Annotated in this window: 9 protein-coding genes, 1 tRNA gene and 1 pseudogene; 6 read left to right on the forward strand and 5 right to left on the reverse strand. The window is 47.6% G+C overall.

Annotated elements, in window-relative coordinates; genetic code table 11:
* Window positions 1–261: pseudogene (locus tag HMPREF1028_RS04405) on the reverse strand (IS630 family transposase); the annotation flags it as partial.
* Between the two features lie 33 nt (window positions 262–294).
* On the opposite strand from HMPREF1028_RS04405, the gene HMPREF1028_RS04410 reads away from it, so the two are divergent.
* Window positions 295–2,286, forward strand: coding sequence for a hypothetical protein (locus HMPREF1028_RS04410; RefSeq protein ID WP_232203785.1), 1,992 nt, complete (start codon window positions 295–297; stop codon window positions 2,284–2,286).
* A gap of 137 nt (window positions 2,287–2,423) precedes the next feature.
* Complete coding sequence (locus tag HMPREF1028_RS04415) at window positions 2,424–3,887, forward strand: surface lipoprotein assembly modifier (protein WP_009311604.1); 1,464 nt, start codon at window positions 2,424–2,426, stop codon at window positions 3,885–3,887.
* 203 nt (window positions 3,888–4,090) lie between these two features.
* Here the strand turns inward: HMPREF1028_RS04415 and HMPREF1028_RS04420 are convergent, their stop codons facing one another.
* Entirely contained in the window at window positions 4,091–5,101 is a 1,011-nt protein-coding gene (locus tag HMPREF1028_RS04420) for an SPFH domain-containing protein (protein WP_009311605.1), read from the reverse strand.
* Between the two features lie 361 nt (window positions 5,102–5,462).
* On the opposite strand from HMPREF1028_RS04420, the gene HMPREF1028_RS04425 reads away from it, so the two are divergent.
* Window positions 5,463–6,284: an outer membrane beta-barrel protein gene (locus tag HMPREF1028_RS04425; RefSeq protein WP_009311606.1), complete on the forward strand. Its 822-nt coding sequence runs from the start codon at window positions 5,463–5,465 to the stop codon at window positions 6,282–6,284.
* Window positions 6,285–6,551: 267 nt separating this feature from the next.
* Here HMPREF1028_RS04425 and HMPREF1028_RS04430 read toward each other — a convergent pair whose 3' ends face one another.
* Window positions 6,552–6,950 carry a DUF350 domain-containing protein gene (locus HMPREF1028_RS04430; RefSeq protein ID WP_009311607.1) on the reverse strand — a complete coding sequence of 133 codons (399 nt, stop codon included), beginning with the start codon at window positions 6,948–6,950 and terminating at the stop codon, window positions 6,552–6,554.
* A 256-nt stretch (window positions 6,951–7,206) separates the two neighbouring features.
* On the opposite strand from HMPREF1028_RS04430, the gene HMPREF1028_RS04435 reads away from it, so the two are divergent.
* Entirely contained in the window at window positions 7,207–8,721 is a 1,515-nt protein-coding gene (locus tag HMPREF1028_RS04435) for a polyamine aminopropyltransferase (protein ID WP_009311608.1), read from the forward strand.
* 57 nt (window positions 8,722–8,778) lie between these two features.
* On the opposite strand, the gene HMPREF1028_RS04440 is transcribed toward HMPREF1028_RS04435, so the two are convergent.
* Together HMPREF1028_RS04440 and HMPREF1028_RS04445 are read right to left on the reverse strand one after the other, a co-directional pair.
* Window positions 8,779–9,807 carry a T6SS immunity protein Tli4 family protein gene (locus HMPREF1028_RS04440; protein WP_009311609.1) on the reverse strand — a complete coding sequence of 343 codons (1,029 nt, stop codon included), beginning with the start codon at window positions 9,805–9,807 and terminating at the stop codon, window positions 8,779–8,781.
* Window positions 9,808–10,073: 266 nt separating this feature from the next.
* Window positions 10,074–10,158: transfer RNA gene (locus HMPREF1028_RS04445), tRNA-Leu, on the reverse strand.
* A gap of 290 nt (window positions 10,159–10,448) precedes the next feature.
* Here HMPREF1028_RS04445 and HMPREF1028_RS04455 point away from each other — a divergent pair.
* Window positions 10,449–11,156, forward strand: coding sequence for an SCO family protein (locus tag HMPREF1028_RS04455; RefSeq protein WP_003777516.1), 708 nt, complete (start codon window positions 10,449–10,451; stop codon window positions 11,154–11,156).
* Between the two features lie 127 nt (window positions 11,157–11,283).
* Window positions 11,284–11,937 carry an ATP phosphoribosyltransferase gene (hisG, locus tag HMPREF1028_RS04460; protein ID WP_003777514.1) on the forward strand — a complete coding sequence of 218 codons (654 nt, stop codon included), beginning with the start codon at window positions 11,284–11,286 and terminating at the stop codon, window positions 11,935–11,937.
* Window positions 11,938–11,955: the final 18 nt, after the last annotated feature.

Consider the following 11,955-nt stretch of genomic DNA (forward strand, 5'->3'; position numbering starts at 1 on the left):
CGTACAATCAAAATGTTTAGCGATTTCATGCAGATAGGCATCCGGGTGTTGCCCAACATATTGAGCCAGTTTTTGCCTATCCAATTTGACGGCATTTAGACCGGTGACTTGATGTTTTAGGCTGCCTGTTTGCTTTTTAAGGCGAATCCACAGGTAAAGCGTGTTTCTTGACAGGTTAAACGTTGCTGCGGTTTGGCTGATGTTTTTGCATTGTTCGTAATAGTTTAAAGCTTTGTTCCTTAAGTCCGCAGAGTATGCCATGGTTAAACCTTCAAAGTTGAGTATTGTACTATTTTGTTTTTAATTGACTATAACTCCGGTAAAGACAATGCAACCAAGCCTACTACCGGTAAAGATAACGTGGGCAAGGACAATGCAACCAAGCCCAGTATCGGTAAAGATAACACCGGCAAGGATAATGTAAACAAGCCCACTACCGGTAAAGATAACGCCGGTCAGGACAATGCAAACAAACCTAATACCGGTAAAGATAACGCGGGCAAGGACAATGCAACCAAGCCCAATACCGGTAAAGATAACACCGGCAAGGACAATGCAAACAAGCCTACTACCGGTAAGGATAATGCCGGTAAGAACAATGCAACCAAACCTAATACCGGTAAAGATAATTTAGCTCAAGTTAATGAGCAAATTTCTAAAAATATTCAGAATAAATTAGTAACTCTGAGATTAAATGATACATTAGAAAAAGAAGAATATAAATTTGCTGAATTTAGCCAAGCTGAAGTAGATACAGGTTTTATTGCAAATAACTTTGCTGCAAACCCATTGTTAGAGCAGGCTAACCCTCCTACTTCTATTTATGATAGTTCACATATTGTTGCAACTTCTGGAGGCCGTGGAAAATATAAAATTTTGCGTCCCCAAACGGTTATATTGGGTGGTGTGGCAACACGCTATACAGTAAATAAAATCGATGGATATATTAAGAGAGAGTATGGTTATGATGAAATTGATACTCCATTAAATTCAATAAATTTGATTGGTGTAGATAAACGTAATGCAAATGGTATTTTAATTAAACAGGGTAGTAGCGTTAATATATTAGACCAAACAGCTAGCAAATTCGAGTTGGATAGCGTAGGGGGAAGCCGTTATACACAATGGTTTAATAATTTTGAAACTAATGCAGATAATAAAACTGCTTTAGATAAAGGGCGTCGCGTATTAGCTAATGTAAAATATAGGTTAGATGATGAGGGTAATCCGATATGGAAGATATCTACTAAACCTAGTAGTGGGTTTCGATATGCACATTCTTTGAATAATTATTTTAATAATAATCCGGATGATGAATTGTATGTTAATCAAAATGGTGAGTATGCATATCGCTTTACTTTGAATAAAGCTACTACATTTAAAGTTAGCTCGGAAGCAGCAAAAGTAAATCCAGAGCGCGCAGATGCGCTTAAAGCATTGGGTTGGGTTGCGGATAAACAATATACTTACCCTGCTGGTAGCTATTTTCTTGTAACACAAAAAGATGGTAGGTTGAAAATTGTAGCTGATAAAGGGCAAATGACCGAAGTGTCATTAAATTCAATTCATACCGGTATTGATGATAATAAGGCATTAGGCGCATTTCAAAACAAACGTGTAATTGCTGAAATGTTTAGTGCATTGCACTATGGAAAGGTGAATGAAGTTCGTGCGATTTATACTTATGATGTTGGACAAGCCAATGGTTTTAATCAACAATATCTCTCATTAACTGCATGGCGCTATAAAAATGGCGATGGTACTTATGGGGTCAATACTCCGTTTAACGTCGGCATTTTTGACCGAGTTATTACTGATAATGGTATCCTCGCCAATGTCTATAATATGAAGACTAAAAAAGGATTATCTGCTAAATATACAGGTGTTGCCTATTCTAGCCGAGATGGTAAACAAGACGGCGTGATGAATATGACTGCGCAGTTCCATGAACCATATATGGGTTACAATACTGTTACCTTTAATGGTGAGATTACCAATCGTCGCTTAGATGACAAACGTAATGTATATTTCGCTAGTGGTTATGTAAAAACAGATAGTGGAATGCCTTCTGCAAACGCAGGTCAAAAAGTCTCTCTGGTGGGAAGCCAACAACTTGCTAAAGACATCACCGTTTGGATGAAAGGACAAAATCCAGGTGAAAATAAAGTGATTTATGGTAAAGGTGACATACGTTTTGCTGGCCCAAACGCTGAAGAAGTGGGTGGTGTATTAAAAATTACGACCAGCCATGGTGAAAATAATATTGGTTTTATTGGCAAGCGTTAATACGCTGATTAAACAATAAGCAGCAGGAGCTTGGCATCTGCTGCTTATTATTTTCCAAGCAAACCCCTCTGCAAATAAACAAAAGCGCAATTGGAGGGGCAACTTAAAATATTCTGAATTCTCTGAAAAATATACTCATGAAATCTAATCAATTCATTTTTATTGCGGGCATATTATTTCCCATAATGGTTACTGCCGAAACCATTGCTAACCCTGAAACTGAAGCCGATCGCCAGATGGAAAGAATCCAAGAAATGGCCATTCCTAAACCACCGGAGGTAGGTACCTCCCTTTTGAAAGGTGTCAAGGCTTCTTTGAATGAGCATACTCAGACATTGACATTAGATGATCTAGCCAAACAACCAGAGCTGACCGAACCTTTGTTAAATCAAGCATTGCAAGCGCGAAACTATATTGCTGCAGAGCAGCTCTTGCCTATATATCGTAAATGGGATATGCATGACCCTATTTTATTGGATTATGCGCAAGGCGCAATTTGGCGTTCGCAAGGAAAGCATAAAAAAGCCATTACACTTTACCGTAATATTCTTGTTCGACATCCTAATCTTGTCACCGTTCGTCTAGACTTGGCTGCTATGCTTTATGAGGATAAGCAAACCCGTAATTCACAACATGAATTTAATGCTGCCAAAAAGCAAGGTTTGCCAGAAGATGTCCTTCCTACTATTGCCCTTTATGAAAACGCTATGGGGCAAAATAAATGGCAATTTTCAGGCAGTCTGAGTTACACCCAAGACAACAATATCAACAACGTTTCAGCTGAGCGTGAAATCCATCTTCCTCAATTTGATAACTTGGCTTTTGAAAAAAATTCTGACTATCTGCCACAAAAAGGGCATGGTTTTACCTACGCCCTATCCGTTGATCGCGATATCAATCTCAAAGGCAACCATTATTTCGCTCTTTCAGGCGATGTCGACGGTGTCAGCTATTGGGATAATCATGATTATGATGATCAAACGGCAAAAGTCAGTCTTGGTTATAAAAATAAAAGTTTTAAAACAGATAGTTTTGTTATGCCATTTTTAGAAAAGCGTCGCTACGGAAATCATCCTTATTACACGCGTACAGGTGTAGATTTAGGTGTTTCACGTTGGATAAAACCAAATTTACGTCTATCTGCCAACGGAACCTTTGCACAAAAAGATTATGCCTATACCAAACAACAAGGGAAAGATTATCAGATTGGATTTGGGACGACCTACCTGATGAATGATAAAACCTATTTCTTAGGAGGTTTGAGTTATGCGCGTGACAAAGTTGAAAATTTCGCAGGCAGCAGCTCCAAACGGATAGGAGGTTACTTAGGTTGGGGGCAAATTTGGGGTGAAAATTTCAATAGTCGCCTTATCATCAATCACTACAATGAACGCTTTGATGGAAAACATTACGTCTTTACCGACCGTCATCGTACAGATAATGTCGTGGTTACCAATTTAAGCCTCTGGCACAATAAACTGAGTTTTCTAGAAATTACGCCGAGATTAAATTGGCGATATACAAACAATAACAGCAATATTAATGAACTTCATGGTTATACAAAAAATCGTGTATTTATAGATTTTGAGAAAACGTTTTGAAAAAATTTGATATACACGCACTTTAACTAAATCTATCGAACTTAGTTAAAGGGTCGTCTGAAAGCACATCGGTGCATACAGCAATTAAAAAAGCTGAGTTCTGTCACATACAGAACCCAGCTTTTTATTTAATCCACCAAAGCAGGCTTTTATGAGTATCCAATATTTTGGAGTGACCCAGTGTTTTCAGACGACCTCTTTCCTCAGCCGATTAACTGTTTCAACACTTCCGCTTTGGCTTTATCGTAATCCTCTTGGGAAATCAAACCACCGTCCAACAGGGATTTGAGTTTCGTCAATTTTGCCTGCGGGTCTTCAGAGGTCGTCTGAACGCTTTGGGCAGGTTGTGCTGCGGGCTGCATCATGCCCGCCATCGCGCCAGCCATTGCCTGACCGACGCCTGCGCCCACTCCCAAGCCTGCGCCGATTCCGGCAAGTCCGCCTTCGTTTTGCGCGGCAAGCGGGATGGATTCGGCGGTTTGGTATTGGGTGTAGCGTCCCAAGTCGCCGATGACGCCCATGGAAATTTTCTTATCCAAGGCTTCTTGGATGGCGGCAGGCAGAGTGATGCTTTCGACGGTAAAGTTTTCCAGCGTCAAGCCGAGTTTGGCAAATTCCGCGCCGAGCAATTCGCCGATTTTTTGCGACAGCAAAACTTGGTTTGCCGCCATGTCCAAAAACGGAATGCCTGAGCTGCCGAACGCCGCCGCGAGTTGGGTGACGGCGATATTGCGCAACTGGGTTTCCAACTCGACGCCGCTGTATTCTGCCGCTACGCCGCTGACTTCTTTGAAGAATTTTGTCGGATCGCTGATGCGGTAGGCGTACATGCCGAACGAGCGCAACTGCACCGCGCCGAACTCGGCATCGCGCACGGTAACGGGTTGCGACGTACCCCATTTCCGCGCAAGCTGTTGTTTGGTATTGAAAAAGTAAACATCGGATTTAAACGGGGATTCAAAGAGTTTGTCCCAGTTTTTCAGGTTGGTCAGCAGCGGCAGCGTTTGGGTATTGAGCGTGTAACGCCCCGGTCCGAACACGTCGGCGGTTACGCCCTCGTCGACAAACATCGCCATCTGCGCCTCGCGCACGGTCAGGCTCGCGCCGTTTTGGATTTCCTCGTCAGCAATCGGGAAACGCCACATCAGCAGGCTGTCGTCGGGATTCGGCCATTGGATGACGTCGATAAACTGTTTCTTGATAAAGTTGAACATTGCGGTTCCTTATTTTGAAGAATGGGTAACTTGTCGGTTGTAGACATGACATAAGGGCAGAAAACGTATGTTTTCTTCAACCGATTATAAAATCAGGTTAAACACCGGCATTTCCAAGAATATCGGCATAGCGTCGGACTGCTTGCCGCCTGTGCTTTGTGTAGACGGTCAGGTTTGCGCTATTTCGGGGATTTTCGCCGCTAATCGAAAAATGCCCATCGGGAAAATCGTCGGATGAAAAATCTGAGCGGTTGATATATCCGCCAATCGGTAATTGTTGGGTTTTGTTGGGTCATTATAGAATGGTTAGTGCAATTTCTCTAACTTATCATATTGATTCTAACAAAGAAAAGGAATATACATGCAAAAAACCACCCGTTTCTGCTTCGCCGTTTTGGCATTGTCTGCCGCCGTCTGCACACAGGCTGCCCGTCCTGTCGAGTTTACCGTGGGTACGGAATATTACAAAGAGAATTATCGGGAATATAAAGACGGCGAGCGCCTTATGCGTCAAAAGGGAAACCTGTGGTCTCTGACAGGCGGCGTCAAATATCGCTTTAACGACCGCCATGCGGCAAAATTAGAAGGACGCTACTCCCGAGGCAAGTCGGATTACACAGGAAGGTATCAGGACGGAAGAGGCAATGTAACGGAATACGGCACTGCCACGTTCAACGGCTCTCCGCGCCGCGTCTATGATGTCCGCGCCTTATATGAATATACGCACCCGATTAACGACCGTGTCAGCCTGACAGCCGGAGCGGGCGTGGGTCACCGCGTTTTGAAAGATTTGGGTTCCCGCGTCGTAGCAAACAATTACGACCGCAAAAACCGGACCACTTATGCACAAATCAATGCTGGTGTAAACATTGCGCTTCCTGCTGGTTTCGAAGTTTCACCCAATATCGCCTACAACCATTCCCTGAGAGGCCGTCAGCATTCTTATCACGCCCATCAGGACATTGAAATGAAACAGTCGAGCGGACACGGCATCGAAGTCGAAGTACCCGTATCTAAAAAATTCGCCAACGAATCTAAAATAAGCGTTGTTCCGTTTTATCGCGGCTGGAAAGTCAAGAAATCGGATACGGCCCTCGTCTATCTGCCAGACGGCATATATGGTTCCACCGAACCTAAAAACTACACCCATGAAGCTGGTGTAAAAGTACGATATACGTTCTGATGCACTGACGGTGCGTTTACCTTTTCAGACGACCTTGCAGACAGGCAGGTCGTCTGAAATTTTTAGTATAGTGGATTAACTTTAAACCAGTACGGCGTTGCTTCGCCTTAGCTCAAAGAGAACGATTCTCTAAGGTGCTGAAGCACCAAGTGAATCGGTTCCGTACTATCTGTACTGTCTGCGGCTTCGTCGCCTTGTCCTGATTTAAATTTAATCCACTATATTTATGGAAACACACAACTTTCTGAAACCAAGAAAACAGAAGCATCAGGTCAGACAAGCCGCATTCAAGATGCCGATGGATACGGACACCGCGCCAAACAGCGCGCCGACGGCGACGTTGTTGCCGATAAGTTCTTCCGTTGCGCCTTTAATCATCATCGTGGCGGCGAAATACACCAAAATCTGAATCACCGCCGCCGCAAGACCCCACAGGATAAAATCAACGAAACTGACGCTGTGGGCAATGCTGGATGCGAGCGTCAAACAAAATCCGACCAGTGCGCCGCCGAACGATAAGGCGCAGGCAAGGTTGCCGTTTTTAATCAGCCGCAACTCTTCCGCAGGCGTAATCCGCAGATACACCACGCCGAAAACGGCAGTCATCGCCACCCCCGCAAGCATATATTGCAGGTAAAGCAGGTATTGGGGCAGTGAAATACTCACGATAGGGCTTCCTCGGTATTTTGATATAATGGATTATGCCACAACTCTAAGCCATCTGAAATTAAAGGGGACGCACCGCAAACCGGCCCTTCCTTAAAAAACGGTTTTGGACTCGAAAAACCATACATTCAACACCCAAGGCAGCGCGGCAGGATACGCATTTCTGTTCAAGGCATACCGTTTTACACATCAAGCCCCTCCATTGTCGAATCATCCGTTTTCAGATTTCAGACGACCCCTATACAACGCCCACACCATGACCGCCAACCGCACCCTCATCATCTCCGTCTTCATCGTCGCCAGTTGCGGCCTCGCCTACGAACTCATCATTGCCGCGCTGGCGAGCTATCTTTTGGGCGACAGCATTTTGCAGTTTTCCTCCGTCATCGGACTTTATCTTTTCTCGATGGGCATAGGCGCGCACCTGACCCGCTACATCAAAGACGAAGACGTGTTGCACCGCTTCATCGAAATCGAACTTTTGGTCGGCATCATCGGCGGCATTTCCGCACTGGCCTTGTTCGTCGCCTTCGGGCTTTCCGCCGCCCCGTTCCGCACCCTGCTCTACGCCTTCGTGTTGATTGTCGGCGCAGTCGTCGGCATGGAAATCCCGTTGGTGATGCGCGTGTTAAACCGCAAAGGCGCGGAGTTTAAAGAACTCGTTTCCAAAGTCCTGACCTTCGACTATTTGGGCGCACTCGCCGTTTCCCTGCTCTTTCCTCTTCTCCTCGCCCCCAAACTCGGCATGGCGCGTTCCGCCCTCTTGTTCGGCATCCTCAACGCCGCCGTCGCCTACCTGACCGCACGCGTATTCAAAGCCGAACTGCCCCGCTACCGCACCATCCGCCTGCGTGCACTGATTGTCTTGTCCGTCCTCGCTGCCGCCTTTGCCTACGCCGACCGCATCTCCTTCAAAGCCGAACAAAGCTATTTCGGCGACCCTGTCGTCTATCAAAGCCACTCGCCCTACCAGCGGCTCGTCGTTACCCGCTGGAAAGACGACACCCGCCTCTACATCAACGGCAACCTGCAATTCTCCTCCCGCGACGAAGCCCGTTACCATGAAGCTCTCGTCCTGCCCGCCATGCAGATGGTTCAAAACGCTGCCCGCATCCTCATCCTCGGCGGCGGCGACGGATTGGCGGCGCGCGAAGTCTTGAAATACCCGCAAGTCAAAAACGTTACCCTGGTCGATTTAGACCCCGACATGACCGCCACTTTTAAAACCTCCGCCACCTTAAGCGCGCTCAACCAAGGCTCGCTGTCCCATCCCAAAATGCACGTCGTCAACGACGATGCCGCCAAATGGCTGGAGGGGTCGTCTGAAAAATTCGACGTCATCATCATCGACCTGCCCGACCCGTCCAATTTCTCGCTGGGCAAACTCTACTCCGTCCCCATGTACCGCCTCGTCGCCCGCCATCTTCAGCCGCAGGGTAAAATCGTCGTCCAATCCACCTCGCCCTACTTCGCCCCCAACGCCTACTGGTCGGTCGTCGCCACCCTCGAAGCCGCCGGCCTGTCCACCGCGCCTTACCACGTTTACGTCCCCTCCTTCGGCGAATGGGGATTTGTGTTGGCAGGCTTCGATAAGCAATTCCCCGTCCCGCAGAAATTCGACGTTCCTACCCGTTATCTGAACGCCCAAACCGCCGCCGAAATGTTCCGCTTCCCGCCGGACATGGCAAGGCGCAAGGTTGAGCCGAACTATCTGAACAACCAAATCCTCGTCAGCTATTTCGAAAGTGACTGGCGCAACGTAACCCGTTGAGCCGCCTCCCCAAAACAAAGGTCGTCTGAAAACCATTTTCAGACGACCTTTTCATCGCTATGGCTTCACAGGCTTCAAAGTCGGCAAAACCGTATCCCAAATCGCAAGGACTTCGGCTTCACTGCGCTTCGTTCCGTCTTTTTTCTCCGCGCCAAACTGCATCATGATGCGCGGATCGCCACCGTCGCGCTCCCAAAAGAACATATATTTGTTGCCGCCCCATTTCACCAGTTTTTCCTCACCCGACATGCCGTTGATGGTGCGTTTGCCTTGGCGGATGGTGCGGGTTAGCGCTTTAACCATTGCGCCTTTCCCCAGATTTACCTTACGCTGCAGCAGCGTCGGCTCGCCTGCCTCCAGTACGTCACCGTGCATGATTTCCAGACTCATATCGTGTTGTTTGGCAAATTCGACGGTGCTATGAACTTCAAACGGTTTTTTGCCGTCATCGGCGATAAAACCGCCTATCAGGCATATACCGTGTTTATTTGGCACTTCAAATTCCTGCCTGGTTTTCAAACCGCTGAGGATTTCTTGGCGGAATTTTTTCTCTAAGGTGTTTATCGCTTCTTTTTCTTGGGCTTTCCAGTTGGCAGGGGCTTTGCCGTTTTCGGCAGGGATATAGAAAAAACTGCGTACGATATAGGCGTCATCATTATCCAGCTTGAAATATAAGTCGGCTTCGTAGGGCATACCGTCATCCCCAACAAGATCTTCCCAGCCAAATCCTTTTCGCGTTACCTGCATCATCGCCCGATCCGGAATCAGGGTACGGGTATCGACGACAATATCCGTTCCATCATAACCACTACGTTTAAACCTATTGATAGTCCTAACGTTTCTATCCCAGTCGTTAAACATAACCATCACGCTCCAGCCATTGTAACCAAGGTGCGTACTGCCATGGCGGCGTTTGGACGGCAGGCGCAATTGATAGCGGCCGCTGCAATAGGGCTGTTCTGTCCAGTAGGCGGTATCGATGGCGGATTGTGTGACGGTTGGTGACGTTTCTGCAGATGGGGAAACGGTAGGCGTGCAGGCTGAGACGGCAAGTATTAGAGACAGCGTGGTCAAACGGATGGACATGGATAAGCTCCGTGATTGAATAGGGGTCGTCTGAAAGTATAGTTTATTCAGACGACCTTTGTCATAAAACGGGCTTGGCGGTATTTATTCAACATAAGCGGAGAAATAAGAGGTAAATGAATCCGACTTTTGCTGAACCGCGTGTTTGTTTTGATCCAATACTGAGAACATGGCAAAACCAACAAAAATCCTGATTGATCAAAATGTTGGCTTCTAATATGAGTTTTCGACAGGCAAAAAAATAACCGCTGATAAGCGGTTTATTGTGGTGCCCAGGGTCGGACTCGAACCGACACACCTTGCGGCGGGGGATTTTGAGTCCCCTGCGTCTACCAATTTCGCCACCTGGGCTGGTGAAGAAGTCGCTATTATAGCGGCGTATTCGGGCTTGTAAAGCAAAATCTTGCCATGTTTGCAGACATATTGCTTATATTTTTGATTTTTAAAAACATTAAATTCATTTTATTTTGTTCCCGACGCGCCCTACTCTTTCCACTTATATCAAACATCATTCATTTTCAGCCGAAAAACGGCATAAACCGCTATATTAAATGTTGCAAACGCGCTAAGATGGCAGCGTTCGTTTCATTTTTTTATTTTCAGACGACGTTCACACACCATACCCGCATTGGAGAATTTTTATGATGCCTACTGCAATCCGTACCGCCATTTTGGGCGCATTCGCCCTTGCCGCACTTGCTGCCTGCAAACCAGAAGCCAAAGCGCCGGAACAAAATCCTGCCCCTGCTTCAGCCGCTTCTTCAACAGCGGCTCCGGCCGAACAGCCTGCTTCCGCTCCCGCCGCATCCTCACCTGCCGCTACCGCGCCCGCACCTCAAGCGCCCGGAACGGATATGCGTAAAGAGGACATCGGCGGCGATTTCACGCTGACTGACGGCGACGGCAAACCGTTCAGCTTAAGTAGCCTGAAAGGCAAAGTCGTGATTCTGTCCTTCGGTTATACGCACTGCCCCGACGTTTGTCCGACCGAATTGCTGACTTACAGCGACACATTGAAACAGTTGGGCGATCAGGCGAAAGATGTGAAAGTGGTGTTCGTCAGCATCGACCCTGAGCGCGACACGCCCGCAGTCATCGGCAAATACGTCAAACAGTTCAATCCTGAATTTATCGGTCTGACTGCAACAGGCGACCAAAGCCTGCCGGTTATCAAACAGCAATACCGCGTGGTGTCCTCCAAAGTCAATCAAAAAGAAGACAGCGAAAACTATTTGGTTGACCACTCTTCCGGCGCGTATCTGATCGATAAAACCGGCGAAGTGGCGATTTTCTCGCGTTACGGCAGCGAGCCGGCCACCATTGCTGCCGACATCAAAAAACTGCTTTGATCCGCATGGGGTCGTCTGAATGCCGGTCGCGGTTTTCAGACGACCTTTTTCCCATCTGAAACATATAGTGGAGAAAGTCAGACCGCCTGCTTGATACAGGTTCAAAGTCTGACGGCACACAACAACAATGACTGAAAACACGCTGACCATCGCCCTGTCCAAAGGGCGCATCTTTGAAGAAACGCTGCCGCTTTTGGCAGCGGCGGGCATTGTTCCCGCCGAAGCACCCGAAAAATCGCGCAAACTGATTATCGGCACCAACCATGAAAACATCCGACTCGTCATCGTCCGCGCCACCGACGTGCCGACTTACGTCCAATACGGCGCGGCAGACTTCGGCATCGCGGGTAAAGACGTTTTGATCGAACACGGCGGCAGCGGGCTTTACCAGCCGCTGGATTTGCACATCGCCGAATGCCGCATGATGGTCGCCGTGCGCAAAGGTTTCGACTACGCCGCAGCCTCGCAGCCCGGCAGCCGCCTGCGTATCGCGACGAAATACCCCAACATCGCCGCCGAGCATTTCGCAGGCAAAGGCGTCCACGTCGACATCATCAAACTCTACGGCTCGATGGAGCTTGCGCCGCTGGTCGGTTTGAGCGACGCCATCGTCGATTTGGTCTCCACCGGCAACACGCTTAAGGCGAACGGCTTGGAAGCGGTCGAACACGTTGTCGATATTTCCAGCCGTCTGGTGGTCAACAAAGCCGCATTGAAAACGAAACACGCGTTGCTGGAGCCGATTATTCAGGCGTTCGGCAGCGCAGCGAAGGCGGGGTGAGCGTTCATTTGAATGAAG

The sequence above is a fragment of the Neisseria sp. GT4A_CT1 genome (assembly GCF_000227275.1).
Lineage (GTDB): Bacteria > Pseudomonadota > Gammaproteobacteria > Burkholderiales > Neisseriaceae > Neisseria.

Excerpts from the sequence above, each read along its gene's own strand:
- HMPREF1028_RS04435 (WP_009311608.1), top strand. The coding sequence starts at position 7,207 with ATGACCGCCAACCGCACCCTCATCATCTCCGTCTTCATCGTCGCCAGT.
- HMPREF1028_RS04415 (WP_009311604.1), top strand. The coding sequence starts at position 2,424 with ATGAAATCTAATCAATTCATTTTTATTGCGGGCATATTATTTCCCATA.
- HMPREF1028_RS04455 (WP_003777516.1), top strand. The coding sequence starts at position 10,449 with ATGATGCCTACTGCAATCCGTACCGCCATTTTGGGCGCATTCGCCCTT.
- hisG (WP_003777514.1), top strand. The coding sequence starts at position 11,284 with ATGACTGAAAACACGCTGACCATCGCCCTGTCCAAAGGGCGCATCTTT.
- HMPREF1028_RS04425 (WP_009311606.1), top strand. The coding sequence starts at position 5,463 with ATGCAAAAAACCACCCGTTTCTGCTTCGCCGTTTTGGCATTGTCTGCC.
- HMPREF1028_RS04420 (WP_009311605.1), bottom strand. The coding sequence starts at position 5,101 with ATGTTCAACTTTATCAAGAAACAGTTTATCGACGTCATCCAATGGCCG.
- HMPREF1028_RS04440 (WP_009311609.1), bottom strand. The coding sequence starts at position 9,807 with ATGTCCATCCGTTTGACCACGCTGTCTCTAATACTTGCCGTCTCAGCC.